The 26,837-nt window shown below is 71.9% G+C and carries 23 protein-coding genes and 2 pseudogenes; 7 read left to right on the forward strand and 18 right to left on the reverse strand.

Annotation, left to right across the window (positions count from 1 at the left end; genetic code table 11):
* Positions 1–67: 67 nt before the first annotated feature.
* Positions 68–538, reverse strand: a complete 471-nt coding sequence (locus ACIHAR_RS27555; RefSeq protein ID WP_400022394.1) for an iron chaperone — start codon at positions 536–538, stop codon at positions 68–70.
* 345 nt (positions 539–883) lie between these two features.
* Complete coding sequence (locus ACIHAR_RS27560; RefSeq protein ID WP_365453925.1) at positions 884–1,378, reverse strand: MarR family transcriptional regulator; 495 nt, start codon at positions 1,376–1,378, stop codon at positions 884–886.
* Between the two features lie 52 nt (positions 1,379–1,430).
* Between ACIHAR_RS27560 and ACIHAR_RS27565 the strand changes: the two genes are divergently transcribed.
* The gene (locus tag ACIHAR_RS27565; protein WP_400022395.1) at positions 1,431–2,759 is read left to right on the forward strand and encodes a multidrug effflux MFS transporter; all 1,329 of its coding nucleotides are present in this window, start codon (positions 1,431–1,433) and stop codon (positions 2,757–2,759) included.
* Between the two features lie 323 nt (positions 2,760–3,082).
* Here ACIHAR_RS27565 and ACIHAR_RS27570 read toward each other — a convergent pair.
* A pseudogene (locus ACIHAR_RS27570) lies at positions 3,083–3,379 on the reverse strand (TetR family transcriptional regulator C-terminal domain-containing protein); the annotation flags it as partial.
* Between ACIHAR_RS27570 and ACIHAR_RS27575 the strand changes: the two are divergent.
* A pseudogene (locus ACIHAR_RS27575) lies at positions 3,313–3,495 on the forward strand (hypothetical protein); the annotation flags it as partial. The pseudogenes ACIHAR_RS27570 and ACIHAR_RS27575 sit on opposite strands and share 67 nt — an antisense overlap.
* The gene (locus ACIHAR_RS27580; protein ID WP_400022466.1) at positions 3,420–3,851 is read left to right on the forward strand and encodes an alpha-L-rhamnosidase C-terminal domain-containing protein; all 432 of its coding nucleotides are present in this window, start codon (positions 3,420–3,422) and stop codon (positions 3,849–3,851) included. The pseudogene ACIHAR_RS27575 and the gene ACIHAR_RS27580, both read left to right, overlap by 76 nt.
* On the opposite strand, the gene ACIHAR_RS27585 is transcribed toward ACIHAR_RS27580, so the two are convergent.
* The 4 genes from ACIHAR_RS27585 to ACIHAR_RS27600 all read right to left on the reverse strand — a co-directional run bounded on the left by ACIHAR_RS27585 (position 3,832) and on the right by ACIHAR_RS27600 (position 7,898).
* On the reverse strand, positions 3,832–4,632 hold the full coding sequence (locus ACIHAR_RS27585) for a DUF427 domain-containing protein (RefSeq protein WP_400022396.1): 801 nt from the start codon (positions 4,630–4,632) through the stop codon (positions 3,832–3,834). The two genes, ACIHAR_RS27580 and ACIHAR_RS27585, sit on opposite strands and share 20 nt — an antisense overlap.
* Positions 4,633–4,673: 41 nt before the next feature.
* Positions 4,674–6,380 carry a VanW family protein gene (locus ACIHAR_RS27590; protein WP_400022397.1) on the reverse strand — a complete coding sequence of 569 codons (1,707 nt, stop codon included), beginning with the start codon at positions 6,378–6,380 and terminating at the stop codon, positions 4,674–4,676.
* 254 nt (positions 6,381–6,634) lie between these two features.
* A complete protein-coding gene (locus ACIHAR_RS27595; protein ID WP_400022398.1) occupies positions 6,635–7,309 on the reverse strand; it encodes a class F sortase in 675 nt (224 codons plus the stop codon).
* A gap of 97 nt (positions 7,310–7,406) precedes the next feature.
* The gene (locus ACIHAR_RS27600) at positions 7,407–7,898 is read right to left on the reverse strand and encodes a sortase (protein ID WP_400022399.1); all 492 of its coding nucleotides are present in this window, start codon (positions 7,896–7,898) and stop codon (positions 7,407–7,409) included.
* A gap of 544 nt (positions 7,899–8,442) precedes the next feature.
* On the opposite strand from ACIHAR_RS27600, the gene ctaD reads away from it, so the two are divergent.
* Together ctaD and ACIHAR_RS27610 are read left to right on the forward strand one after the other, a co-directional pair.
* Complete coding sequence (gene ctaD, locus ACIHAR_RS27605; protein WP_400022400.1) at positions 8,443–10,140, forward strand: cytochrome c oxidase subunit I; 1,698 nt, start codon at positions 8,443–8,445, stop codon at positions 10,138–10,140.
* A gap of 19 nt (positions 10,141–10,159) precedes the next feature.
* Complete coding sequence (locus ACIHAR_RS27610; RefSeq protein WP_400022401.1) at positions 10,160–10,513, forward strand: cytochrome C oxidase subunit I; 354 nt, start codon at positions 10,160–10,162, stop codon at positions 10,511–10,513.
* Positions 10,514–10,522: 9 nt separating this feature from the next.
* Here the strand turns inward: ACIHAR_RS27610 and ACIHAR_RS27615 are convergent, their stop codons facing one another.
* From ACIHAR_RS27615 to ACIHAR_RS27625, 3 genes are all read right to left on the reverse strand, one after another.
* Positions 10,523–11,002 carry a flavin reductase family protein gene (locus ACIHAR_RS27615; protein ID WP_400022402.1) on the reverse strand — a complete coding sequence of 160 codons (480 nt, stop codon included), beginning with the start codon at positions 11,000–11,002 and terminating at the stop codon, positions 10,523–10,525.
* Between the two features lie 222 nt (positions 11,003–11,224).
* Positions 11,225–11,815 (reverse strand): hemerythrin domain-containing protein, encoded by a 591-nt coding sequence (locus ACIHAR_RS27620; protein WP_400022403.1) that lies wholly within the window; start codon positions 11,813–11,815, stop codon positions 11,225–11,227.
* Positions 11,816–11,826: 11 nt separating this feature from the next.
* Positions 11,827–13,026, reverse strand: a complete 1,200-nt coding sequence (locus tag ACIHAR_RS27625; RefSeq protein ID WP_400022404.1) for a hypothetical protein — start codon at positions 13,024–13,026, stop codon at positions 11,827–11,829.
* Between the two features lie 294 nt (positions 13,027–13,320).
* On the opposite strand from ACIHAR_RS27625, the gene ACIHAR_RS27630 reads away from it, so the two are divergent.
* Positions 13,321–14,082 (forward strand): ZIP family metal transporter, encoded by a 762-nt coding sequence (locus ACIHAR_RS27630; RefSeq protein ID WP_400022405.1) that lies wholly within the window; start codon positions 13,321–13,323, stop codon positions 14,080–14,082.
* A gap of 30 nt (positions 14,083–14,112) precedes the next feature.
* Here ACIHAR_RS27630 and ACIHAR_RS27635 read toward each other — a convergent pair whose 3' ends face one another.
* From ACIHAR_RS27635 to ACIHAR_RS27670, 8 genes are all read right to left on the reverse strand, one after another.
* The gene (locus ACIHAR_RS27635) at positions 14,113–15,825 is read right to left on the reverse strand and encodes a RecQ family ATP-dependent DNA helicase (RefSeq protein ID WP_400022406.1); all 1,713 of its coding nucleotides are present in this window, start codon (positions 15,823–15,825) and stop codon (positions 14,113–14,115) included.
* A 769-nt stretch (positions 15,826–16,594) separates the two neighbouring features.
* The gene (locus tag ACIHAR_RS27640; RefSeq protein ID WP_400022407.1) at positions 16,595–18,985 is read right to left on the reverse strand and encodes a S9 family peptidase; all 2,391 of its coding nucleotides are present in this window, start codon (positions 18,983–18,985) and stop codon (positions 16,595–16,597) included.
* Positions 18,961–20,742, reverse strand: a complete 1,782-nt coding sequence (locus ACIHAR_RS27645; protein ID WP_400022408.1) for an N-acetylglutaminylglutamine amidotransferase — start codon at positions 20,740–20,742, stop codon at positions 18,961–18,963. Before ACIHAR_RS27645 ends, ACIHAR_RS27640 begins: the two co-directional genes overlap by 25 nt.
* 286 nt (positions 20,743–21,028) lie before the next feature.
* Complete coding sequence (locus ACIHAR_RS27650) at positions 21,029–22,300, reverse strand: glutamate--cysteine ligase (RefSeq protein WP_365453887.1); 1,272 nt, start codon at positions 22,298–22,300, stop codon at positions 21,029–21,031.
* Positions 22,301–22,525: 225 nt separating this feature from the next.
* On the reverse strand, positions 22,526–23,119 hold the full coding sequence (locus ACIHAR_RS27655) for a DUF488 family protein (protein WP_400022409.1): 594 nt from the start codon (positions 23,117–23,119) through the stop codon (positions 22,526–22,528).
* 172 nt (positions 23,120–23,291) lie between these two features.
* Positions 23,292–24,014 carry a VOC family protein gene (locus ACIHAR_RS27660; RefSeq protein ID WP_400022410.1) on the reverse strand — a complete coding sequence of 241 codons (723 nt, stop codon included), beginning with the start codon at positions 24,012–24,014 and terminating at the stop codon, positions 23,292–23,294.
* Between the two features lie 191 nt (positions 24,015–24,205).
* Complete coding sequence (locus ACIHAR_RS27665; protein ID WP_365453878.1) at positions 24,206–24,553, reverse strand: DUF1330 domain-containing protein; 348 nt, start codon at positions 24,551–24,553, stop codon at positions 24,206–24,208.
* A 122-nt stretch (positions 24,554–24,675) separates the two neighbouring features.
* Complete coding sequence (locus ACIHAR_RS27670) at positions 24,676–26,292, reverse strand: phospholipase D family protein (RefSeq protein ID WP_400022411.1); 1,617 nt, start codon at positions 26,290–26,292, stop codon at positions 24,676–24,678.
* Between the two features lie 308 nt (positions 26,293–26,600).
* Between ACIHAR_RS27670 and ACIHAR_RS27675 the strand changes: the two genes are divergently transcribed.
* Positions 26,601–26,816 carry a hypothetical protein gene (locus tag ACIHAR_RS27675; RefSeq protein ID WP_365453872.1) on the forward strand — a complete coding sequence of 72 codons (216 nt, stop codon included), beginning with the start codon at positions 26,601–26,603 and terminating at the stop codon, positions 26,814–26,816.
* The last annotated feature ends 21 nt before the right edge of the window (positions 26,817–26,837 follow it).

Here is a 26,837-nt window from a genome sequence, read left to right on the forward strand (position 1 = left end):
CGGCCGGTCGTCCGTCGTGCCCGGCCGCGGGTCAGGCCGGCGAGCACCGTGCCGGTGCGCGGAGGCCTCAGCCCACCGCCTTCTTGATGAGCGCAGCGATGCGCGCCTCGTCCTCGGCGGTCAGCTTCGTCAGGGCGTAGGTGGTCGGCCACATGGTGCCCTCGTCGAGGGCCGCCTGGTCGCTGAAGCCCAGCGTGGCGTACCGCGTCTTGAACTTCTGCGCGCTCTGGAAGAAGCACACGACCTTGCCGTTCCTGGCATACGCGGGCATCCCGTACCAGAGCTTCGGCGAGAGGTCCGGCGCGCTGGACTTGACGATGTCGTGGAGCCGCTCGGCGAGGACCCGGTCCGCTTCCGGCATCTCGGCGATCTTCGCGAGCACGTCGCTCTCGGCGTCGGCCTTGGCTGCGCGCGGGCGGCGCGCGGCCTTCAGCTCCTTCGCGCGCTCCTTCATCGCACCGCGTTCCTCGTCCGTGAATCCGTCGTGCTTCTCCTCGGCCGCGCCGGTGTTCTTGGCGGACGTCTGAGTGGTCTTCATGGCAGGTCCCCTTCCCGAGGCTTGATCGGACGCATCTCATGCTAGGGATCCGCCACGACGGCGGCTTCTTCAAAACTGATCGGTTGTCGCCGGGCCGGGAGCGGCGACGAGGCGGGGCCGACCACCGATCACGCGACGCCTCCACGTCGGCGCACCCGGGGGGCGCCGCCGGCGGCTGTGCGCCGGACGCCCGCCGCTCGAACCTCGTACGAGCGCGGAGGGCGCGGAGAGCGACAGCGGGGGAGGAGGCGTACCGCGCGAGCCACTCAGTGCCGGGCGCGCACCGACAGCCGAACGGCCAGCCGGGTGCTCACCCCCACACCCCGTCGGGCTCCGGCGGAGGCGTCAGTCGCGGTACTGTCCGCCCTCCATCGACTCGACCAGGCGCGCCAGCGCCTTGAGGACCCACTCCCGGTCGTCCCCGAGCCCGGCCAGCAGGGCCACCTCCGCGGCCAGTTGACGGGGGAAGAGGTCGTCGACGGCCCGGGCGCCGGCCTCCGTGATGGTGATCAGGGCGGCGCGGCGGTCGGCGGGGTTCGGGGTGCGGGCGATGAAGCCGCGCTTCTCCAGCTTGGCGAGCGTCTTGCTGACGCCTGCCCGGGACAGGCCCAGGTTCGCGGCGAGGCGACGGGCGATGACCGGATCGGTGGCGTGGCGGAGCGGAATGAGCATGTCTACCTCGGGTGCGGTGAGCGGAGCACCCTCGTAGAGCGGTTCGACGGCGCGGTCGAGCAGGCCCGTGGCGCGCTTGAGGAGGGCGACCAGCTCCATCGGGGAGGTGTCCAGGCCGGGGTTGCTCCGGGTCCACTGGGCGCGGACGTCGGCGGGGGAGGAGGGCATACGGCCATCCTACTAACTGTAAACCGGTGAACTATCGGTTACCGTTATGGTCATGATATCGCCGTCCCCCTCCTGCCCCGCGGCCCCGCTTCGCACCGGTGAGGCCCCGCCGACCGCCCGTGTCTCTCCTCCCCGGCGCACCGCCGTCGCCCTGGTCGCCGTTCTGGGAGCCCTGACCGCGGTCGCTCCGCTCGCGACCGACATGTACGTCCCGGGCTTCCCCGCCATGGGAGAGGCGCTCGGGACGAGCACGTCGGCGGTGCAGCTGACCATGACCGCCTTCCTGGCCGGCCTGGTCGTCGGCCAGCTGGTGATCGGGCCGTTGAGCGACGGCCTCGGGCGGCGCCGACTGCTCCTGACCGGCTCGGCCGGATTCGTTCTCTTCTCCCTCGCCTGCGCCGTCGCGCCGAACGTCGCCGTGCTCACCGGCGCGCGCTTCCTGCAGGGTGTGGCCGGGGCGGCCGGCATGGTGCTGGCCCGCGCCGTCCTCACCGACCGCTTCCACGGCGCCGACCTGCCTCGCTACTTCGCCGTGCTCTCCCAGGTGACGGGCGTGGCCCCGATCGCCGCGCCGGTCCTCGGCGGGGTCGTCCTCAGCGTCTCCGGCTGGCGCGCGGTGTTCGCCGTACTGGCCGTGCTGGGCGGACTGCTGGTGTTCGCCGTGGTACGCGCCGTGCCGGAGTCCCTGCCGCCGGAGCGTCGCCACGGCGGCGGTTTCACGAGCACCTTCCGCGCCATGGGCTCGCTGCTGGGCCGCCGCGCCTTCATGGGATACGTCCTGGTCGTCGCCCTCGTGTCGGCGGCGCTGTTCGCCTACATCAGCGGCTCCAGTTTCGTCTTCGAGAGCCTCCACGGGGTGTCGGCGACGATGTACTCCCTCATCTTCGCCACCAACGCGGTCGGCATGCTGCTCGCCGGAGCCGTCTTCTCCCGCCTGGCCGGAAGGCGGAGGCTCAACACGCTTCTCACGGCCGGTGTCGGGGTCTGCCTGCTGGGCGCGCTGGCCCAGGTGGTGCTGGTGGTGACGGTCGGGGAGACCCTTGCCGGCACCTGGATCAGTCTGTTCGTGACGGCCGCGGGCATCGGCCTGGTCTTTCCGGCGGGGATGAGCGTCGGACAGGCGGTGGGCCGGTCGGCCCCGGGTGCGGCCTCGGCCCTCCTGGGCGGACTGCAGTTCCTCTTCGGGGCACTGACCTCGCCGCTGGTCGGTCTCTTCGGGGAGGACAGCTCCCTGCCGATGGCCCTGATCATGCTCGTCGCCGTGACGGCGGCGGCGGTCGCCCTGTTCGCACTCGCGCGGCCCTGGCAGGGGAACGGCGAACCGGAGGTGACCACTCGGCGCCCCGCGTTCCGCGGCGGGCGTGACGCGGACGCCGGCTGACGGCGCATCCCGCATACCCGTCCGCCCCGGCCGGCGGCGCCCGAACCACGCGGCCGACGTCCTGACGTGCCCGCCCGCGGCGATGTGCGCGCCGTCCCGGCCGCCGCACCGACACCCGCGTACGCGTCAGCCGCGGCTGCCCGGGGGGTGCCGGCCCCTCGCCGGCGACCCCCGGGCGGCGGAGCGCAGGGGCGCGAAGGTCAGCCTGCCGAGGCGGCAAGGACGGCGAGGACGGCGAGGACGGGGAAGACGGCCAGGACGGCGAGGACGCGCGTATCGATCTCCGGGGGATCACCTGCTCCCCATCGACGACCGCACCCCTGCTACAGCCCGCCCCCCTCCGGAGTCACAGTGCGTGCGATCCGGTCGGCGTGGGTGCGGACGGCGTCGGAGAGGTCCGTCGCCCCACCGGAGATCACCCACTGCAGCTGGAGGCCGTCGCTGACGGCGATGCACTCTAGGGCGACCGCGTGGCAGTCGGTGTCCTCGCGCAGTGAACCGTTGTCCCGCGCCCTGCGCAGCTGTCCCGCGAGCTGTTCGACTGCGACCTCTCCTGGCCGACCACGGCCACCTCGACCTCGCCTGCGCCCTGCTGCGGCAGCCCACCGCGCACTCCTGGCTCGCCACGATCGACAGGGGCGCGACGACCATCTGGGAAGACTGGCACGGCGTCGACGAACAGGGCCGCCCCACCATGTCGTACCACCACTACAGCAAGGGCGCGGTGATCTCCTTCCTGCACCAGTACGCCGTCGGCATACGGCTGCCGAGGACACCGGACGCGACGAGCGCCGGTCACCGGCGCTTCGTCATCGCCCCCGGCCGGGCGGCGGCCTCACCTCGGTCGCGGCCCGCCACGACTCGCCGCGCGGCACCATCGAGAGCCGGTGGGAGCGCCACGACGGCGGATACACGCTGCATGTGCGGGTCCCGCCCGGTACCGAGGCGCAGGTCCACCTTCCCGGAGCCGAGGAGCCGGTACGCGCGCTGCCCGGCACCCACGTGTACACGTGGGCCGAGGATGACCGGGCGTTCGGAGGGGACGTGGGGACGGCCCGGCCCGCGCCGGGCGTCAGAACAGAGCTTTTGTGAAAGGGGTGACCGGACGTTCCGATCGTTCGCCGTCCACGGTGATGTCGACCGCCTCGTTGTAGAAGGCGAGCATCCCCCGGACGGCGGCCACGGCGGGCAGCGGGTCGGGGTAACTCCACACCACGTCGGACGGGACGTCCGCCCGGCCGCGCCAGGACCAGTACTCGGCGGTGCCCTTGTAGGGGCAGCCGGTGCGGTGATCCGTGGGGACCAGCAGGTCCAGGCGGACGTCCTCGCGGGGGATGTAGTAGCGGGTGGGCAGGCCGGTCTCGAAGAGGAGGACCGGGCGACGGGTGTCGGCGACGACCGTGCCGTCGATCTCCACCCGGACGTGCCGGCTGCTGGGCAGGGCGTCGACGCGCTTGTGCGGGTCGCGGGGGTGGACGAAGATCTCCTCCTCTTCCTCGTACCAGTGGTCGAGACCCTTGCCGGTTCGCTGGAACCACTCGAAGGCGATGTGGCCGGCCAGTTCGTCGGCGGGGAACGACCAGGCCGCGTTCTCCCTCAGCTCGCCGTCCACTTCCAGGTCGTAGAAGACCTGGGAGCCGGTGTGTGCGCCGGCCGGCGGGTTCTTCGCCGGGCGGAGCAGGTCCTCGCGCACCTCCTCGCGCGGGAAGGCGTACAACGGCACGGGCACTCCCGGCTCCCACACCAGCACAGGGTGACGGCTGTCGACGACGGTGACGTCGCCCGTGCGGCCGCGGACCCAGCGCGGGCTCGGCTCCCACAGGAGGCCTTCGGGGGTGGTCCGCACGGACTCGGCGGTGTTGAGTTCGGTCATGTCGGGTTCTCCTTCCGCCCGACCACCGTGCCCAGGCGTGATCAGGGGCGTCGGCAGGTGATCTCGTCGCGCGGGGTGTAGTGCGTGCGGAACGGTTCCCGCCTCACTTCCCTGCCGTCGTCGAGGAAGACGCGCTCCACGGTGACGTCGAAGCCCTCCAGCGGGGTCTGCGGCACGCACTCCTTGTCAGTGTTCACCTTGTGCGCGGGTTGCACCACGTGGGTGCGCGGTCCGGTGACCGACTCGACCTCGTCGTACTTCCGGGTGCCGAGGAAGCTGACGGTCAGCGAGGTGTCCGTGGACTCGGCCTGAATGTAGAGGGCCTTGCCGGAGTCGTTGGTGAACCTGAGGTCGAGGCTGCCCCAGGCGACCGTCGCCTCACGGCCTTCCGGGTAGCGCTCGATGTAGAAGGAGTGGGCGCCGTGCTCCACGGGGCGGACTCCGGCGAAGAACATCGCGTTGAAGACCGTGGTGGCCACGGCGGAGACACCGCCGCCGGGCGCCTTCGTGAACTGGTCGTCGTAGATCATGACGCCGTCCACGAAGCCGTTGGCCTCGGTGCGCGCGCCGACGGTCCGGTTGAAGCTCCAGGTCTCGTTCGGCATGACGACGGAGCCGTTGATGAGTTCGACGGCCCGGCCGATGTTCTTCGTGCGGTACGGCGCCGGTTCGAAGTTGACCGTGAAGGAGGACATCTTCTCCGTCAGCCCGAGCCGCGCGGCGTTGTCGCGGGTCACCTCCGGCTGGATCCGGCGCGCGGCCACCTCGCCGGTACGGGCGGCGCCGGACCGGGTGAGCAGGGGCAGCACGGCCTTGCCCAGTGCCTTGTCGGTGACCTCCGTGCCGACCCTGCCGTCAGCGGCCACCACGACCTTGTCGCCGTTGAGCCGCAGCCTGGCGTTCTCGGGCCTGGCGGGTATGCCGGCCAGGGGGCGCGCCACCGCGGGCGCGGCGCGCAAGCCCTTGACGTCCAGTTCCGGTATCAGCCGTCCCGCCTTGTCCGGCCGCAGCGTCAGGTGTTCGCCCAGGGTGGCCTGGTCTATCGTGATCCGCTTGCCGGCCACGGTCAGCGTGACGGGCGCCGACATGGCGGGCCGCGCGAACTCGCGCACCGACCGCCGCACCTCTTCCGCGGTGACCTTCGGCTTGGTCTCGCGCGCGGGCAGGGGCGTGACCGACCTGGCTTCGCCGCGCAGGAAGGCGGCACGCAGGGTGTCGACCGCCGCGTCCACGTCCAGCGCGTACCCGCTGCGCGGGGCGACGTCCTCGACGCGCCCGCCTTCGAAGGTGACGGCTCCCTCACGGACGGTCTGGCCGAGCGCCGTCGCGGCCTTCCCGAGAGCGGCACGGGCCTGCTCCCGGTCGACGCGTACCGTCGGCTCGATGTCCCCGCCCGTGCGGAAGAACCCGCCGATCACGCTGAACGGATCGGCCCCGGTGACCGCCGCCCGGTCGACGGTCCGCCGGACGTCGAAGCCGAGACCGGCCTGCCGCGGATCGACCGTTCCCGTGCGGTCGCCCACCTTCACCGCCAGCGGCCGCGCGGCGGCCGCGCCCAGGTGCTGCTCCAGCTCGCGGGTGGCCTCCGCACGGCTCAGCCCCCCGATGTCCACACCCCGCACGATCGTACCCGCGTGGATCTCACCGCCCGTGAGCAGCAGCCCGGCGAGATAGACACCACCTATGCCGACGGTCAGCGCACCGCCCGCCAGGGCGAGGGGCGGAACGGAAGGTATTCGGGGGCGCATGGATCTCCGGGACGATCGACAGGACAGTGCACCCGGTGATGCGGCACCGAGTGCGGGACAAGCCCATAAAACTATCCACAATCGGTCGGCAAACGCGTATGTCCGAAAACACGTATGTTCCACGTCACTGAGTGCCGTGCGCCTGTCGCCGTCGCGCGAACCGAGGCATGCCGGTCGGCCTCGGCCCGGAATACCGGCCATCGGAGAGGGTGCGCTCGCCGGCGCCCCTCCACCGGGCAGGGCGGTGAGCGTCCCTATCTCACGGCGGTAAGTGTGGCGTAGACCACGACGTTGCCCTGGTACCCGGTGGACTCGGCGTAACCGCCGCCGCAGGTGATCACTCGCAGTTCGGGCTGGTCGGAGCTGCCGTACACCTTCTCGCTCGGGAAGTGATCCTTGTCGTAGACCTCGACGGCGTCGACGGTGAACACGGCCGTGCGCCGGTCCACCCTGTCGATCTCGATCGTGTTGCCCCTGGCCAGGGCGCCGAGGCCGTAGAAGACGCCGGGGGCGCCGGTGCGCAGGTCCACGTGTCCGGCGGTGATGGCCGTCCCGACGGAGCCGGGCGCCGTGCCCTCGGCGTACCAGCCGGCGAGGTTGGGGTCGTCGGCGGGCGGGGGCCGTAGCGCCCCCGATGCGTCGAGGCCCAGCGCCGTCAGCGGGGCGTGCACGCCGATGGCGGGAATCCGGAGCCGGAGCGGCTCCGCGGGCGGCAGCGGCTCGACGGCCGAGTGTGCTTCCGGCGCAGTGCGGCCGGGCGTGGGGACCGCCGTGGCGGAGAAGGCCTGGCCCACCGAGGGCTGCGGTGGCTCCACGCCGTTCATCGCGCCGGTCACCAGCACGGCGCCGGCCACCAGCGTCCAGGTCAGCAGTTTGACCGACGGGGTGAAGGGGGGCGGGGAGGAGCTGCTGTCGGGCCCGGGTGCCATCGCGATCGTGCCTCGTGCTTGCAGTGGCGTGGGATGCGTGCCTTTCGGCCCCCGGCGCGAGGTGGGCGCCGGGGGCCGGCGCGGCGGACGTGGGTGGTCAGGTGCGGTCTCGCTGCGCGCGCTGACGCAGTCTCACCATCCACCCGGCGGCAGCCGCGGCGATCAGAGCGCCGCCGAGGGCGAGCTGCGGAGTGGTGTCCTTGCTGTCTCCGAAGCCCGCCTCGACGGCGCCGTCGGGCCGGGCGGCGGTGAGCTCGTAGGTGTCCGTGACCCGGGTCCGCGGCGGGCACTTGACGGTGACGGTGTCGGTGCCGGGCGAGGCCCCTTCCGGCACCGTGAACCGGCCGGTGAGCACACCCTTGCTCTCGCCCTCGAAGAGGTGGAAGGACCCCGCCACCTCCGACTCGCCCTTCCCGTACGTGACGTCCGCGCCGCAGGCCTCGGTGCTGACGGTGACGGTGGAACCGGGGGAACCGTTCCCCGAGCGGATGTCGAGACCTGACTCATCGGCGGCGGCAGCGGCCGGAATCTGCAGGAACAGGGCACCGACGACCAGGCCGATGCCAACGCCAACACGTGTGTTTCGCAAGACAAGCCTCCGGTGAAGCAGCGTACGGGGTCTGTGCGGCGCCTCTTTTGTACGCCACTGACGAGGCAATCGGCCCGCAGTCACCGCCGCAATACGACGGTTGGGCACATGCGTCACCCGGGTAGGCGCACTGATCACCGCGAGGGGAGCGAACGCGCAGGTCGCTGGAGCGCGAACCAAGACGGTTGACGATTCGTCAGAGTCGGCGAACAGGCTAACGAGCGCGCCCGATCGGTGGTGGCACGCCCGGAGCGGCGCACCTGCCCTGACCGGGCGCCCGCCGCGAGGCGCCGTCGCCGCGACGGGGGCGTGGCGGCCCGGCCGGTGCCCGCGTACAGGAACGCTGCGACGGCGTGTCCGGCCCGGTGCGGCATGAGGTTCGGCCGCCGCCGCGCGGACTCCACTGCTCCAACCGGGTGCAGCAATCACGCGAGTGGCGGCGTGCCGCTCCTTCCCATGGCCCCCTCGCATGCCGCGACGGCCAGGATGTCGGCTGACGCACGCGATCGCACGGGTGCGCCACGAGTATGGGGAGAAGCACGCTTTGAGCATCGTCGACGAACCGCAGGGTGCCGCGGAAGCAGGAACCCACTACGAGGACGAGCTGCCGATCCGGCGCCAGCGCCGCGGGGAGATCGTCATCAAGTGGCTGACCACCACGGACCACAAGACGATCGGCACGCTGTACCTGACGACGTCCTTCGCGTTCTTCCTCATCGGAGGCGCGTTGGCGCTCGTCATGCGCGCCGAGCTGGGCCGTCCCGGCCTGCAGCTGATCTCCAACGAGCAGTACAACCAGGCGTTCACGATGCACGGCACGATCATGCTGCTGATGTTCGCGACGCCGCTGTTCGCCGGCTTCACGAACTGGATCATGCCGCTCCAGATCGGCGCGCCCGACGTGGCCTTCCCGCGGCTGAACATGTTCGCCTACTGGCTGTACCTGTTCGGCTCGCTCATCGCCGTCAGCGGCTTCCTCACCCCGAACGGGGCGGCCGACTTCGGCTGGTTCGCCTACACCCCGCTCTCGGACGCCACCCGTACTCCCGGCCTCGGCGGTGACCTGTGGGTCATGGGCCTGGCGTTCTCCGGCTTCGGCACCATCCTCGGAGCGGTCAACTTCATCACCACGATCATCTGCATGCGCGCACCGGGCATGACGATGTTCCGCATGCCGATCTTCACCTGGAACGTCCTGCTGACCAGCGTCCTGGTCCTGCTGGCCTTCCCGGTCCTGGCGGCCGCGCTGTTCGCCCTGGAGGCGGACCGCAAGTTCGGCGCCCACGTCTACGACGCGGCCAACGGCGGTCCGCTGCTGTGGCAGCACCTCTTCTGGTTCTTCGGGCACCCGGAGGTGTACATCATCGCCCTGCCGTTCTTCGGGATCATCACCGAAGTCATCCCCGTCTTCTCCCGCAAGCCCATCTTCGGCTACATGGGCCTGGTCGCGGCGACGATCTCGATCGCGGGTCTCTCCCTGACCGTGTGGGCGCACCACATGTATGTCACCGGCGGTGTCCTGCTGCCGTTCTTCTCCTTCATGACGTTCCTCATCGCCGTCCCGACCGGCGTGAAGTTCTTCAACTGGATCGGCACCATGTGGAAGGGATCAGTCTCCTTCGAGACGCCGATGCTGTGGGCCGCGGGATTCCTCGTGACGTTCCTCTTCGGTGGCCTGACCGGTGTCATCCTGGCCTCGCCGCCGATGGACTTCCACGTGTCCGACTCGTACTTCGTGGTGGCGCACTTCCACTACGTCGTCTTCGGCACCGTCGTCTTCGCGATGTTCTCCGGCTTCCACTTCTGGTGGCCGAAGTGGACCGGCAAGATGCTCGACGAGCGCCTCGGCAAGATCACCTTCTGGACGCTGTTCGTCGGCTTCCACGGCACCTTCCTGGTCCAGCACTGGCTGGGCGCCGAGGGCATGCCGCGCCGCTACGTGGACTACCTGGCCGCCGACGGCTTCACCGCCCTCAACGTGGTCTCGACGATCGCCTCCTTCCTGCTGGGCCTGTCGATGCTCCCGTTCCTGTACAACGTGTGGTGGACGGCCAAGTACGGCAAGCCGGTCGGCGTCGACGACCCGTGGGGCTACGGCCGCTCCATGGAGTGGGCGACCTCCTGCCCGCCGCCGCGGCACAACTTCATCACCCTGCCGCGGATCCGCAGCGAATCCCCGGCGTTCGACCTGCACCACCCCGACGTGGCGATGGCCGAGGCCGCAGCGCACGGCGTCCGCTAGCGAGTGACAGGGGATGCTGATGAGTGATCCGTCGCACCGAGAAGCCACGAACGTCGACCTCGGCAACGAGGTGGAGGGGTACCTGCTGTGGCAGGCCAAGATCATGGAGGCGGAGAGACGCGCGCGTGAGTTCGTCGCACCCATGGAATGGACCACCACCGCCCAGCGCGAAGAGATCGAACAGCGCTATGTGGCGGACAGCCTCACCCGGGCTCGCGGCGACCTGGAGAAGGTGGCGGCCCGTTGTGTGTCCCTGCGCGGTGAGTACGAGCGCCGCTACCGGACACTGCGGCTGCGCTGCGTGGCCTGGACACTGGCCACGAACGCCGGTTTCGTCGCCGTCGCCGCATCCTTCGTCCTCCTGTGGCGATGAGGGCCGGCGTCACGCCGGGTGGCCGGGGCTGATGTCGAGCGCGTCGTCGAGCCGTAGCGGGGAGCCGTCGGCCCGGCCGCCCCACTGCACGGGCGCGAGGACGAAGCCGACGTGGTCGCCCGCGTCGACGCGCTGTTCGACGGTGCCGACGAACCAGGCCGCCGCGTCCTCCAGCACGACCGAGCCGCCGTGCCCCCGCGTCCACCGCACCTGCGCGAACTTGTCGACCCGGTCGCCGGTCTGCCCGCCGAACAGGGCCGCCAGCCCGTGCTGGTCACGGTCCAGCAGATGGACGGTCAGGCAGGTCGCGGCTTGGGCCACCCGGTAGGTGTGGTTGGCCTTGGAGAGCCACACCGCGAACCGCACGGGCCGGATGGAGCACTGCGAGGAGAACCCGACCAGACACCCCGACCGTTCGGCGCCCGCCACGGCGGTGACCACGCACATCTCGGGATTCAGCCGGTCCATGAACGCGTCGACGTCGGTCACGTCCCTCACTCTCCCACCGCACCGCACCGGATCCCCGCTCGAGTGCCCCTCTTTCCCACGGCCTCACCAGTGCAGCAGGCCGCGAGGCCGTCCGACGCCAGCCCGGCAACGGAGGTGGAGCGGTTCGTGGAAGTGATGCACGGCGGTCCATGACCGCGGCGCCCAGGAGGGTGCACACGAGCATGGACCGCCGTGGTTCGACGTGCTTCGTACCCCGTCCCGTCAGCCGTTGCCCATGGCCTTGCGGACGGCGTCCTTGGTCCGGTCCATGAGAGCGGCGACCGGGCCGAGGGCCACGTTGGCCGCGCCGGACTCGACTCCGGGGTGGGGACGGGTGGGGGCGATGGCCTCGGCGGCCTTGACCGCCTTCGCCATGGAGGCGAGGTCGGTGACGTCGGTGCTGCGGCGGATGTGGGTGAACTCGTAGCGTTCCTCGGCGCGGGCGTGCTCCTGCACGTCCGTGCGCAGGGCCCGCAGCCGCGGCAGGAACTCTGGGTCGTCGGTGTCCATCTCGTCCAGGGCGGCGAGGGTCTCCTTGGCCGCCCGTTCCTCGGCGAGGCGGTCCTCGACGACCTGCTCACCGCCCGGCAGCGCCCGCCGGGCGAAGGGGTGGACGACCTCCTCCTCGGCCGTCTCGTGCACGGCGAGCAGCCGGACCAGGCGGTGGAAGGCGTCGCGGCGTTCCTCGCCCTCGCTCTGCTCGACCTCGTCGAAGAGGTTGCGGATGTCGCCGTGCTGACGCATCAGCAGCGCGACGACGTCGATGTCCGCCGCCCGGTCGTCCCCGGCCTGGGGAGTGTGCAGTTCCGACATGACGTGCCGCCTCACTTCTCGCGCATCGCGGGGTCGGGGTGCTCGCCCTCGGACTGCACCCGGTACTCGCGGCCGAACATGTCGTCGTGCTCGGCGATGACCCGCTCGCTCGGCGGCTGCTCGCCGCCGTGGATCTGCTCCTGCATCTTCTCGAACCGCTCGTGGGCCTCGCGCACGTATCCCGCGCCCAGCGTGGTCAAGTCCATCTGCGTGTCCAGCAGCTCGCGCACGTACTGCTTGTTCGGCTCGAAGGTGAGCACGTTCGGCAGCTCCGGCGCCAGGACCTCCTGCGGCTCGCGGCCATCGTGACGGCGCATCAGGTCGCACGCGCTGTGCAGGTGCTCCAGCTCCATGTTCAGGTGCAGCTCCCAGATCGCCTTGACCTTCGGGTCGCTCTCCTGCTCCATGAAGGAGTAGTACAGGTAACACTCGTTGTACTCGTGGTTGACCAGCTGCTCCCACCACGTCTCACCCGGGTCGACGAGCGACTCGTAGTGGGTGACGTGCTCCTCCTCGATGAGCCCGATCTCCTGGTAGAGCTGACGGGCGATCGGCTCCATGTAGGTGGGACCGGTGTTCATGTAGAAGTTCATCGTCTGCTGCTCCGCCGACATGATCGTCAGCGCGTGCAGCTTGGACAGCGGGTTCGTCTCGTCCTTGGCGTACGGATCGCGGACGTTGTCGGCCGGGTCGCGGTGGTGGAACTTCGTGGGCCGGCCCGGCATGACCTCGGTGAGGTTGTCGACGATCGACTCCGCCTTGCGGTGCTCGATCATCTCGTACAGGTTCGCGTACCGGTACAGATGGTCGAAGTCCTCCAGCACACCGAACTGGTACGCCTGCTTCAGGTACGGGTCGGGCTCCATCCGCGCCACCCACGCCGTCAGGTCCACCGCCACCTGCTCATAGGCGATCGTCGTCTCCAGCACGGAAGACACCCCGGGCAGCAGCCAGTTCACGACCTTCTGCTGCTGCGCCTCGATGTAGCGGGTCCGCGCGAGCTGCCGCTTCACCTCCGGGTCCATGGTGTTGCGGGCGAGCTGGTGGCTGAAGAAGATCGCCTCGACCTCGATGCCGTTCATCGTGATGATCCGGCACCGGGTGTACGGGTCGCAGCGGTCGGGGTCGATGGGCTGCACGTTCAGCTCACGCCAGCTGCGCAGCTGGCGGTCCAGCGGGATGCCCCGCTGCTCCAGTGGGTTGAAGGTCATGGGGGGCTTCTCCTCGGTGCAGGGGGCAGCTCGTGGGCCGACGGGTTCCCCGCCGCGGCCTACGCGCACAGATCTCGCATCGAGTCTGTCCACCATCGGCGCGTTCCGGCCACCGCTGGTGGCTGGAGGCGGCATGGTTCCCCCTGCCGGGTCAGCCGAGATGACATTCCGACCGACATATGACATGACCGGATCGGTGCACAGGGGGCCGACCGCCGACGAGCGGGAGACCCGATGGGCTCACCGATCGCCGACGTGAGTGATGCCGGGAAGGCCACGGGTACCGGTAGCGGCATGGCCGAAGTGGTGCAGGCGGGACTCTGGGGGTCACTGGCGGGCTCCGCGCTGCTCGTCGGTGCCGCGCTCGGCTACGGGCTGCGCGTGCCGCAGAAGGCGATCGCCACGGTGATGGCCTTCGGCGCCGGGGTGCTGCTGTCGGCGGTCTCCTTCGAACTGGTCGGTGAGGCGTACGACCAGGCCGGGCTGGCCCCTGCGGCGATCGGCACGCTCGTCGGCGCGCTCGCCTACACCGCGGGCAACGTCTGGCTGGCCGGCCGCGGCGCCCGGCACCGCAAGCGCTCCGGCCACCAGCCGGCGCAGTCCCAGCCGTCGGAGGTCCAGCAGGGCGGATCCGGGATGGCGCTGGCGCTCGGAGCCCTGCTGGACGGCATCCCGGAGTCGGCGGTCATCGGGGTCAGCCTGCTCGACGGCGGGACGGTCAGCCTGGTGACCGTGGCAGCGGTGTTCATCAGCAACGTCCCCGAGGGGCTGTCCAGTTCGGCGGGGATGAAACGGGCCGGGCGCGGCAAGGCGTACGTCTTCGGGGTGTGGACGTCGATCGCGGCGGCGAGCACCGTCTCCGCCGTCCTCGGCTACACCGTCATCGGGGCGTTCTCCCCGGCCGTGATCGCGGCGGTCACGGCGGTGGCCGCCGGTGCGATCCTCGCCATGATCGCCGACACGATGATCCCCGAGGCCTTCCACGACGCCCAGCTGACCATCGGCCTGATCACCGTCTGCGGTTTCCTGGTCTCCTTCGCCCTCTCCCACACCTGACAGCGGTCCGGCCCGCCGACCGCCGCCGCGTCAGGTGGCCGACCGCTCGTCGCCCGGTCTGCGCAGCACCGTGAGGAGATCGTCCCGCCCGGCCACCGCCTCCAGCGCCAGCGTGCGGTACCCCGACCGGTCGAACAGCACGGTGATCCGGTCCCCGTCCTCGCTCAGCACCGTGCCCTCGCCCCACTGCTCGTGCCGGACCTCGGTTCCGACGGGAAAGGAGGCCGCCGCGGGGTGGGAGGGCCGCTCCTCGTGCCCGCCCACGGCGCCGTCCTCCTCACGGCTGTCGCAGGTGTCGCAGTTCTCGCACGGCGCCTCGTAGTCCTCACCGAAGTAGCCGAGCAGGAAGCGCCGTCGGCAGCCGGTCGTCTCGGCATAGGCTCGTGCCATCTCGACCCGTGACCGCTCGGTCCGGCGGTGCGCCTCGGCCGTCTCCACGGCCTGCTCCACCGCCCGGCCGGGCGACACCCCGGGAGCCGGACGCACTTCTCCCTCCTCCCCGGTGGCGGCCGCATCGGCCTCCTCCAGCAGATTCACCGCGGCGGTGACCCGGTTCCTGGACAGGCCCGTGTCCTGCCGCAGCTCCTCGATGCCGACGGGGTCCGTGCCGCGCTCGTGGACGGCGTCGACCACGTCGGACACGGTGTCGCGGCTCGGGGCCCGGCCGGCGAAATAGGTCTGCATCCCCGTGTCCTGCGGCCGCTGGTGCAGGACGGCGAGGGCCGGGCGTCCGTCCCTCCCACAGCGTCCGATCTCCTGGTAGTAGGCGTCCAGGGACCCCGGCAGCGACGCGTGCAGCACGAACCGTACGTCGTCCTTGTCGATGCCCATGCCGAACGCCGAGGTCGCCACCACGACATCCGCCGCGCCGGAGAGGAAGGCGTCGTGGATCCGGGCGCGTTCGGCGGCACGCAGTCCGGCGTGGTACGCCTCGGCCGCCAGTCCCAGGGAGGCCAGTTCGCGGGCGTAGTACTCGCTGTCCTTGCGGGTCGCGGCGTAGACGATCCCCGGCTTCGGCTCGGCGGCGGCCCGCTCGACGACGGCCCGACGCCGGTCGTCCTCGTCCTGGAAGCGGCGGACCTCCAGCCTGATGTTCGGCCGGTCGAAGCCGGTCACCATCAGCCGCGGCCGGCGCATGCCCAGCCGGTGCGCGATCTCCCTGCGCACCGGTGGAGCGGCGGTCGCGGTCAGCGCGAGCAGCGGTGGCCCGCCCACGCGGCGTACGGCCTGCTCCAGGCGCAGGTAGTCGGGTCGGAAGTCGTGCCCCCAGGAGGACACGCACTGCGCCTCGTCGACCACGAACAGGGCGGGTTCCACCTCGGCCAGCCGTTCCAGCACCTCGTCCTTGGCCAGCTGCTCCGGCGCCAGGTACACGAACCGGGCCTCTCCCCTGCGCACCGCATCCCACGCCGCCTCCGTCTGCGCGGCGCCGAGGTCGGAGTTGACCGCGACGGCCCCGGGGGCGCGGTCGCCGTCCGGCAGGCCGGCGATCTGGTCCCGCTGGAGGGCCAGCAGCGGCGACACGACCACGACCGGTCCGGACAGCATCATCCCGGGGACCTGGTAGACGGCGGACTTGCCGGACCCGGTCGGCATCACGACGAGGGTGTCCTCGCCCTCGAGGACCCACTCCATGGCGGTGAGCTGCTCGGGGAACAGGGCCTCCCAGCCGAACACGTCGGCGGCGATCTCGCGCAGGTGCTCGGCCCGGTCCCGCTCCGTCCGCGGCTCCTTGCCACCCATGGCCCGCTCCTCGTTCCTCGGTGCGGACGCTCGGGAGAGCCGCGTCCGCGGCGTGCACCCCTGGGTACCCGCCGGGCCGACGCGTACCCGTCGGCCGAGGCCGTCGGGGCACCCGTGGTACGGCGCAGGGTCGCGGCGAAGGCCGCCCGCCCGCACCCTGCCCGACGGGCGCCGATCCCGATCCCTGCCTGATGGGCCTCACCCCTTCCTGTTGGGGTGCGAACCCTGTCGGACGGGCGTCGACCCCTGGCCGAGGGTGCACGGCCGTTTGCCCGCCTGATCGTGCGCCGGAAGCCCTGTCCGTGATCGTCGCGGGGCCGGCCGCAGTCGGCCGCTGTGGGGGAAGGGAGCCTCGCCGCCCCCCGAGGCCCGGTGTGGGCGCCGTTCCGGGGCGAGCCCGGCTGTGCGCCGGATGTGTCCTCGGCCGAGGTCTCGGGTGACGCCTGCGCTGACGTCGGCCGGCTCCCGAGGCCGGGTGTGGGCGCCGTTCCGGGGCGGGCCCGGTCGTGTTCCGAAATGCGTCCTCGGCCGCGGTCTCGGGCGACGCCTGCCCTGACGTCGGCCGGCTCCCGAGGCCCGGTGTGGGCGCCGTTCCGGGGCGAGCCCGGCTGCGCGCCGGATGTGTCCTCGGCCGCGGTCTCGGGTGACGCGTGCGCTGACGTCGGCCGGCTCCCGAGGCCCGGTGTGGGCGCCGTTCCGGGGCGAGCCCGGCTGCGCGCCGGATGTGTCCTCGGCCGCGGTCTCGGGTGAGGCCCGCGCCGACGAGCCGTCAGCCGGCCAGGTGGCGCTCCAGCCAGTCCGCGGCGGCCCTGCGGAACAGGCGCCGGTTGTCCGCGCGCAGGAAGTCGTGACCCTCGTTGTGCAGCGTGAGCAGCTCGGCGGCATGACCGCGCTCGCGTGCCGCCCGGAGGAACTGCTCCGACTCCCGCGGCGGCACATTGGTGTCGTGTTCCCCGTGGACGGCGAGCACCGGCGCGCGCAGCGCGTCGATACGGCTCATCGGCGACAGCGAGTGCAGCAGCTCCCGGTCGCGCTGCGGATGGCCGTACTTGTGGGCCGCCGACTGCGCGATCCACGGTTCGGTGCCCTCGAAGAACGTCGCGAAGTCCGACATGCCGCAGACCGCGACCCCGGTGCGGAACAGATCCGGGTGCCAGACCAGCGAGGCGAACGTGAGATAGCCGCCGTACGAGCGGCCCATGACGGCCAGCCGTGCCGGATCGGCGGGGCCGGCCAGCACCGCCTGGGCCGCGCAGTCGGCCACGTCGTCGATCGCGGCGAACCGGCCCGTGCCCAGGTCCGCGTCCACGAAGGACCGGCCGTGGCCGGAGGATCCGCGCACGTCCGGGGCGAAGATGTCCAGTCCTCGCCCCAGGATCTCGTGGTAGAGCGGGTTGAACACCGGACGTTCCTGCTCCTCGGGCCCACCGTGCAGATGGATGACGCAGGGCGCCGGCTCCTCCGGTCCGCGCCCCGGCGCGCGGTAGTACCAGCCGTGCAGGCTCAGGCCGTCCCGTGCGGTCACGTGCAGCGGAACCGGCCGAACGGGAGGGCGGCCCGGGGGAACGGCGTCCTCGTCCCGGGACGACCAAGGGGTCCGCAGCAGGGACACACCCTGGGAGAGCCACCACACGCCGGGGCGGCGCTGTGATCCGGACAGGGCCAGCGCCAGCCGCCCCGAGCCCGCCGCCGTGACGCGGGTGACGACTTCGTGGGGGAGGGGCACGGGCCGTGGCGGCCCGACGACCGCGTCGGCCGTCCCGGGCGGGAACGTGTCGACGACTTCCACCTCGCTCGCACCCCGGACGTTCCAGGCCAGGACCGCGGCCCGGCCGCCCTGGGAGAATCCGAGCAGTTCCAGGTCGCTGCCCTCGCGTTCGGAGGCGACGGACCACCCGCGCGGTCGGCCTTCGGAGTCGAGCTCGGCGGCGAGCAGGACCGCGAACTCCCGGTAGGCGTTGCTGCGCAGCCAGAGGGTGTCGGCCCGGGGCGAGAACCGGCCGATCCACGGGTCACCGTCGGCGACCGGCATGACGCAGGTCGTGGTGAGGTCGGTCGTGCGGAGCACCACCGCCTCACGCCGTCCCCGGGGTCCCCGGCGCAGCAGCGCCAGTCCGCCGTCGCGGCTGATGTCGCACACCCGCAGCGTCGCCGCGTCCGTCTCGGTGGCGAGCAGAACCGGGGCCGCCACACCGTCGGGGTCGATCAGGTACGCGGACAACCCGTCGCCGGAGCCCGACGCCGGGGCGGTCCGGCCGTCCCGGGGGGCACCGGAGATCGTCGCGTCGGCGGTCACGGAGGCGAACGGCGTCCCGGCCCCCGTCCCGGTGAGCGGTGCCGCGCCGAGGAGGACGGCGTCACGGTCACGGCCGGACCAGCCGGCGGACACGCGGCCGACGTGGCCGCCGGGTTCGGTGGTGCCGGGTTCCGCCAGGGCTTCCTGGAGGGTCGGTACGGCCGTCGGGACGGCGACGGTGACCGCGACGGCCGATCCGTCGTGCGCCCAGCAGCCCAGGTAGGCCGAGCTGCCCGGCTCGACTCCGGCCAGGATGTGACGGTCGGTGCCGTCGGGACGTACGCACAGCACCCGCAAGTGCTCGCCGCCGCCCGGGGCCGTCGTGTAGGCGATCCAGCGGCCGTCGGGCGACCAGGCCACCTCGCGGACGGGGTCCGGTCCGGAGTCGAGCAGACGCACCTCGCCCCCGTCCACGGGCCCCGCCCACAGCTGGGGGACTCCGCCCCGGTCGCAGATGAAGGCCACCTGCGCTCCGGCGGGATCGGCCGAGGGATACCAGCACCCGTGGGCGGTGAGCCGGGTCGTGGGGTCGCGCGGACCGGAGGCGTCCGGCAGCGGGACCGGCGCGGGGGCGGCCAGGGCAGGGGTACGGTCGTCCGCGCCCGGCGGAGCCGCGCTCGTGTTCCGGGCCGGGTGGGCGGCGGCGGGCCGCTCGACGGGCGCCACGCCCGGGCCGAACGTGCCGTCCGCACCGCCCGGGCCGAACGTGCCGTCCGCACCGCCCGGGGCGTACGCGCCGTCCGGGCCGTACGTGCTCACCGTGCCGCCTTGCCCGGGCGTGTCCTCCGTGCCGCCCGGCCCGTACGTCTCCTCCGCGCCGTCCGCGGCGCGTCCGTCGGTCAGATTCCGTGTGTCTGAAGCCATATCTCCAGCAAAGCCACTTGCCACAGCGCGTTGGCCCCGCGCTTGGTGCGGTGTCGGTCGGGGGCGGCCAGGAGCTCGGCGATGTACGCGTCCTTGAAGAGCCCGCGTCCCTTCGCCTCGGGGGCGTTGAGCGCCTCGCGCACCCGTTCCAGGACGGGCCCGGCCATATGGGTGATCGCCGGGACCGGGAAGTAGCCCTTCGGACGGTCGACCACCGCCTCGGGCAGCAGTTTGCGGCCCGCCTCCTTCAGGATTCCCTTGCCTCCGTCGGCCAGTTTCAGGTGCGGCGGGCAGGCGGCCGCCAGCTCCACCAGCTCATGGTCCAGGAAGGGCACACGGGCTTCGAGGCCACAGTCCATGGTCATGTTGTCGACCCGTTTCACCGGATCGTCCACGAGCATGACGTGGGTGTCGAGCCGCAGAGCCGCGTCGAGAGCGGTCTCGGCCCCCGGCACCGCCATGTGCTCCCGCACGAAGCGGCCGGACACGTCGTCCCGCGGCAGCATGTGCGGCTGCAGCATCCTGGCGAGGTCGGCGTGCGGCCGGTCGAAGTACGTCTCGGCGTACCTGTCGGGTTCCTCCTCGCGGGCGACCGAGGCCAGGCGTGGGTACCAGCCGTAGCCGGCGAACACCTCGTCGGCGCCCTGCCCGCTCTGGACGACCTTCACCTCCTTCGCCACCTGCTCGGCCAGCAGGTGGAAGGCGACCACGTCGTGGCTGATCATCGGCTCGCTCATCGCCGCGACCGCACCGTCCAGCGCCGTCGACACCCGCTCGGAGGGGACCATCAGCTGGTGGTGGTCGGTGGCGAACTCCTTCGCCACCAGGTCGGAGTAGACGAACTCGTCTCCCTCGTCGCCGCCCTCCGACTCGAAGCCCACGCTGAAGGTCGCCAGGTCCCGCTGGCCCTCGTCGGCCAGCAGCGCCACGATCAGGCTGGAATCCAGACCGCCCGAGAGCAGGACGCCGACCGGCACGTCGGCCACCATCCGCCGGCGTACGGCGGTGCGCAGCGCATCGAGCACCGCGTCCCGCCACTCGCTCGGACTCATGTCCGCGTGTTCGGGGCGGCGCGTGTACGACGGCTGCCAGTAGCAGTGCTCGCGGTAGGTGCCGTCCGGTTCGACGACCCGCACGGTGGCCGGCGGGAGCTTGCGCACCCCGGTCAGCACGGTGCGCGGCGCCGCCACGGTCGCGTGCCAGCTGAGGTACTGGTGAACGGCCACCGGATCGAGCGAGGTGTCGACGTCGCCGCCCGCGAGCAGCGCCGGGAGCGTGGACGCGAACCGCAGGCGGCCTGGGGTCTGCGCCAGGTACAGCGGCTTGATGCCGAGCCGGTCGCGCCCCAGCACCAGACGGCCGGTCCGGTGCTCGACCAGGGCGAAGGCGAACATGCCGTAGAAGTGTTCGACGCACGCGGTGCCCCACTGGCGGTACGCCTTCAGGATGACCTCGGTGTCGGAGGTCGACTCGAAGTGGTGGCCGAGGCCCCGGAGCTCCTCGCGCAGCTCCTTGTAGTTGTAGACGCAGCCGTTGAACACGCCCGTGATCTCGTGCTGGGCATCGGTCATCGGTTGGGCGCCCTGCTCCGAAAGATCGATGATCTTCAGTCGTCGGTGCGCCAGGGCCACGGCACCCTGCGACCACAGCCCCTGGCCGTCGGGGCCCCGGTCGGCGAGCCGGTCACTCATCCGCCGTACGGCCGCCAGGTCGGGCCGGCCGCCGTCGAAGCGCATCTCCCCGCTCAGGCCGCACATCACGCACCACCTCCCCGGTGCGCGTCGGCGGCCCGCACCGTCGAGGTGGGCGCGGACCTGCCCGTCGGAGCCTGGGTGGAGCTGGCTGACATGGTCGGTACTTCTCCTTCGGGAACGAGGACGTCTTTCGAGGACGAGGTCGGGTCGGACAGCGGCGCGCCGAGGGGTCGGGAGCGGCGCCGGGGGCTGCCGACCGCGGGGTGCGTGGGGGTCGGGTCCCGCTCGGGGAGCGGGAACGCGGGGCGGGGACGTCCGGACGGACCGGCATGCATGGCGTGCGCCTCCGTCAGCGGCCGGGAATCCGGACCGGGCCGGTGCCGAAGGCGTCCTCCACGTTCAGCCCGCGGGGCGGGATCCGCCTGGTCGGAGCCGCAGCCGGAGCGGGAGCCGGACCAGCAGCCGGAGTCGGAGTGGCGGCCGGAGTCGGTGTCGGCGTCGGAGTCTTGGCCCGAGCCGGGCGGCAGCGCCTGGCGTCGTCGCCACGGGTCTCCGCGATGACCAGATCGGTACAGGCCAGCAGATCCTCTTCCTCGGCCGTGCGGCGCATGCGATGGGCGGCGCTGCCGTCCACGAGCGCCTTCTCGGCGAGCGCTTCGACGGTCTGCCAGTCTCCCGCGGCCTCGAGCGCCGGGCGCAACCGATCGAGCAGGCTTCGGACGACCTGTGCCGCGGGCGCCTCATGGTGGGTCACCGGATCGACCAGGGCTCCCTCAAGGCCGGAGCGGGCGGCCCGCCAGACCGCGGCCCGCAGCCACTCGTGCCGGCCCTCGCAGACGGGAGCGCGGGGGCTTTCCAGCCGTTGACGGGCTTCGGTCACGAGGGCGCGGTAAAGTCCGGCGATCAGCACGACCGTCTCCGCGCGCGGGCAGGCGTCGCAGATGCGCAGCTCGAGGGTCTTCTGGTGCGCGGAGGGGCGGATGTCGTAATAGATCATCCCCGCGTCGCTGATGACGCCGGAGCCGATGAGGTCGCGCACGGCCGCGTCGTACTCGGCGGCGTTCGCGAAACATCCGATCGGCCCCGCGGTCGGCCAGCGCTGCCACAGCATCGTCCGCCAGCTCGCATAGCCGGTGTCGGCGCCCAGCCAGAACGGGGAACTCGCGGACAGGGCGAGGAGTACGTGCAGCCACGGCGACACCTCGCACATGATCCGTACGGCCATGTCGCGGTCGGCGACGTCCACGTGGATGTGGAGTCCGCAGATGAGCTGCTCGTCGGCGACCATCCGGTACTCGTCCACCATGTGGCGGTAGCGGTCGCCGGCGGTGGGGTGGATGGCCGCCGTGTACGCCAGCGGCACCGTCCCGGCGGCCGCCACGGCCAGCCCGTGCGCGGAGGCGGCCACGTCCAGCCGCCGCCTGGTGCCGACCACGTCGGCGTACAGGCCGTCCAGCGACCCGTGCACGCCACTGTTCGTCTCCACGGTGGCCTGCTGCAACTCGGTCGTGAAGGTGTCTCTGGGGAGCCCCTGCAGCACCGTGTCGGCGCGGGGCACCAGCAGACCGGTCTCCATCTCGACGAGATGGAACTCCTCCTCCACTCCGATACGAACGGTCACGGCCACTCCTAGAGACGACGGACGGACACTTCGCCGCCCCGGTCCCGAGGGATTCCGCCGGAGTCGCACGGCGGCGAGCTTCCCACTCGGAGTTCCCACACGTCCCAGCGATAATCGCCGCCCGCTCCGCCGAGAGACCTACATCTCATCTGAGCGGGACCTGGCGGTCCTCGCTGACGCCACCGGCCGCACGCCCGGTCGACACGGAGGCGGCCGGTGCGCTCATCAGCCGGTCCTGTGCCGGGGCCCGTCTCCGGTGGCCGAGGCCGGCCCGGGTTCGACGATCGTTCCTGCGACGCCGTCGTAGACCAGGAGCCCGTCCTCCCGCAGCCGAGCACCGGCCGTGGGGGCGTGGGCGCCGATGCGACCGTCGTGCATCAGGTGGTGGACCGGTGTGCCGCGGGCGAGTACCGCGAAGTCGGCGATCAGGCGGCGGTGACAGCGCCACCAGACGGCCTCGCTGCACATCACCGCGGTGCGGGCGCGAGCGGCTTCCCGCAGCACACGGTCCATGGCGGTGACGAACTCGGGGGAGCGCGTGTGGGCGGCGTAGCCACGGAAGGAGGCGTTGCGCCACACGGTGTCCGGGCTGTCGGGAGGTGGTCGGCGGAATCCACCGAGCGCGGGCTCCCACCGGTAGACGATCCCACCGCGCGGCATCCACTCGGCGAGTCGCTGCCGGGACAGGTCGGGGTCGCGGCGGCTGCCGGGAGCGGTGCGCACGTCCACCACGGCCTCGATGCCCGCGTGGCGCAACAGAGCGGTGATCTGATCCCGGCCGGCGGTGCTGTGCCCGAAAGTGAGCAGAAGCGGATCCACGCTGTCGGAGTTTCCCGTTTCCGCGGGCACACGCGTGGCATCCGGTGCCGGTGGTCGTGGTGACCACCGGCAGGCACACCCGCCTCCGCGGGGCGGCGGCCGCGTCGCCCGGCGCATCGGGTTCCGCGTCGCGCCCGCGGAACGCCTCCCGCCGGACCCCGGCCCCGGTCGGCTACCGCGGCGTCAGCACACAGAACTCGTTGCCGTCGGGGTCGGCCATCGGCACCCGGCCGGCCTCGTCCCGGCCGGGGTCGAGGCGAGTCGCCCCGAGGGAGAGCAGACGGTCGACCTCCGCCCGCAGATCACCGTCGACGGGCGGCGCGAGGTCGAAGTGCAGCCGCTCCTTGCCCGTCCTCGGCATCAGGGGCGGGCCACCCCACGTGACCTTCGGGCCGCCGTGCGGCGAGCGGATCGCCGTCTCCTCGTTCTGGTCCCAGACCAACGGCCACCCCAGCGCTGCGCTCCAGAAGTAACCGACTTCCTGCGAACCGTCGCAGGCCAGCGCCCCGATGAAGCCGCAGTCGGCCAGGAAGCCGTTGCCGGGTTCGATGACGCAGAACTCGTTGCCCTCGGGATCGGCCAGCACCACATGACCTTCCTCCGGACGCTGGCCGACGTCGATGTGCCGTGCGCCGAGTGCCAGCGCCCTGGCCACCGTCCGCTGCTGGTCCTCCACAGAGGTGCTCGTCAGATCGAAGTGCATCCTGTTCTGGCCGACCTTGCGCTCCTGGGACGGAAGGAAACGCATGCGGAACCCGGTGTCGTCACCGGGCAGGAGCGTGATGCCGTCGCGCGGATCCTCGGTCGTCTCCCAGCCCAGGAGCCCGGACCAGAACCGCGCGAGACGCAGGGGCCGGCTCGCATCGAAGCAGAGGGCGAACAGTTGACAGGTCATCACCCTGCGCATCTCCGATCCGCTGACCGACCGTTGTCGACAGGGCGCCTCACAGACCCCCGAGCCGAAGCCTAGAGGTGATCCGGCGTCACCCGCACCCGGGTATTTTCGACGGGAGCCGGACCTTGGCCGGCCGCCATCGGCTCCAGGGCCTCTCCGTCGTACGCGGCCCGGGCACGCAGGAGTCGGCCTCAATCGGCGGGCAGGGCCTCCCGCATGGCCTGTGCGGTGGCGGCCGGGTCGTAGTCCTCGGGGACGCCTTCGACCATGATGATGTCGCCGGCGATGTGGCGTGAGCGCAGCGGCGCGATCTCCTGGTAGGCCGGTGAGTCCCACCAGGCCCGCGCCTCGGCGATCCCCGGGAAGCCGATCACCACGACGTGCCCGGGCCAACTGCCCTCCTTCACCTCGTGCTGCGTGACGTGCACGAGGAAACGGCCGCCGTACGGCTCGAAGGTGGCGCCGATGCGCTCGACGTACTCGGCGACCTCCGGGTGCGGGGCGGCCTCTTGCAGGTGAGCTATGACGTAGGCGGGCATGGCGTCCTCCGGTCGGTCGGGCTCCGTACGCGGATGATCGTGGCATCCGCAGGCGCCGGGGGTCGATGACCTGGCAGGTAATGGGCCCCCGGCCCGCGGGCGCGCGGTTCGCCCGCTCGGCGTCAGAACGTTCTGCGGCGCCGCAACCTGTGGGGTCGCCCGTCCGGGTCGACGAGAAGGCGATGCAGTGGTGTGCAGAGCGCCTTGGTCGCGCGCGGAAGGCTCGGCGGACGGTAGGTGCGCAGGCGCCCGGGCGGCCTGGGGCCGTGGCGGCCGCCGTCGTGCCACGAGTCCAGTGCGGCGGCGCTCGCCGCGAAGGCGTCGAAAGCGCTCCGGGGGTCACAGAGCGGGTCGGGCGCGTGCGGAGTCAGGGGTGCCCCCCGGTCCAGGTGCTCGCGCGCGAGCTCCAGGCGCAGGTTCCTGGCGTAGCCGCGCGCGCCGTCCCCGAGACCGCCGGGGTCACGCGGGTCCCGCGGGTCCCTGCTCTCGTCCACGACGGCACAGCTGAGTTCGGAGTCGTGGGTCCAGGAGCGGAGGTTGATGTTGTCGGATCCGACCGAGGCCCACACGTCGTCGATCACGCAGACCTTGGCGTGCACGTACACCGGTGTCCCCTCGTGGTTCTCCAGCCCGTACACCGCGACCCTCCCGCCGGCGGCGCGCCGCAGCCTGTCCAGGGCCGTGATCCGGCCGATGAGGTTCATCGGCAGTGTGATCCGGCCGTCCTGCTCCGGGACGGAGGGGATCACCGCGATCAGACGCAGTCCGGGGTGGGCGGCCAGTGCCTCGGCGAAGAACTCCACCACGTGCGGGGACCACAGGTACTGGTCCTCCAGGTAGATCAGCGCCCGGGCCCGCCGCAGCGCCTTGCGGTAGCCGCGCGCGATGCTGCGCTCGCCGTCGGGGGCGAAGTCGTAGCCGCGGAGCAGCCGGTTGGGGTAGGTGCGCAGGACCTGGACGGTACAGGTACCGCACGGCTCGGGGTCCGGTGCCTGGTGCGGCAGCGGGTCCGCCTCCGTGTCCTCGCGATGGGCGAGCTCCCGCAGGCGGACGACCGGGCTGCGGGTGAGCGGCGCCGGGTCCTCCCAGCGCTCGCGGAAGCAGGTCTCGATGTCGCCGACGGCCGGTCCGCGTATCGCGAGCTGCACGTCGTGCCACGGCGGATGCGGTCCGTACGCGGCGGCGATGGGCTGCGACTGGGGGTCGCCACGGTGGCTCGCGTCGTCGTGGCGGTTGTGACACAGGTCGATGCCGCCGACGAAGGCCAGGTCGAGCTCGGGGCGGCCGGGGTGCCGGAGCACGACGAACTTCTGGTGGTGGGAGCCGCCCGGGCGCACCCGCATGTCGAGCAGACACTCGCCGCCCGCCGCTTCCACCTCCTCACCGAGGTGACGGTTCTCGGTCTCGCTGAACTGCAACCGGTCGAGGTGGGAGCGCCAGACCAGCCCTTTCACGATCACGCCGCGCTCGGCCGCCTCGCAGAGGACGGTGCCGATCTCGCTGCCGGGACCGACGAGCCGCTCGTCGGGGTCGCCCCGCCAGTCGCTGAAGAGGAGCAGGTCTCCGGCGCGCTGCGCCCCGACCGCGCTGAGGAGTTCCCGGTAGTACGTCGCGCCGTCGATCAGGGGCCGCACCAGGTTCCCGTGCGACCACGCCGCCCCGTCCGGTCGGCGGCTGTCCAGCCGTGTCGCGACGTTGCCCCGTTCGCCGGAGGTGAGCAGCCAGTCGGTGAGTTCCACGGCCCGGCTCCTCCCGCCGACACGGACACCGCTCCCACCCTCCGCCTGTCGCACGTCACGCACGGCGAGCCGCCGCCCCGACGTCACGGGATCGAGCCGGGAACACGGAGGTCCCCGAATCGATCACGAGACAGCGCCTGCTCCGGGCACTGATCAGGCGTCGACGGCCGCACGTGAGGCGGAGGAGCCGGACCGGACAGATGGACCGGGTCATGGCAGACCTCCGTGACGGCCCCGAGCAGCACCAGCCTACGAGCGCCCCGAACGCCCCGCATGCGTACGGCCGGCGCAGGCCGCACCCTGGCCTCATGACCTCCGCGCAGCCCGTCGTCGTCTACCCGCCCGCCGCGGACGGCGGGCGCCGGGTGCGCGTCGGCGGCCAGTTCCTGGGGATGGCGTACGGGCTCCTGGACGTCGCCGATTTCCTGCGCCTCGCCGGCATGGAGGACGCCGACGAGGCGTCTGTGGAGGCGTCCGAGCTCATCGAGTGGCGGGGCGGTGGGCCCCGGGTGTGGAAGCCCTAGACGCGGCGAGTCTCCGCCGCG

Source organism: Streptomyces sp. NPDC052016, from assembly GCF_044548445.1.
In the GTDB taxonomy this organism is placed as follows: domain Bacteria; phylum Actinomycetota; class Actinomycetes; order Streptomycetales; family Streptomycetaceae; genus Streptomyces.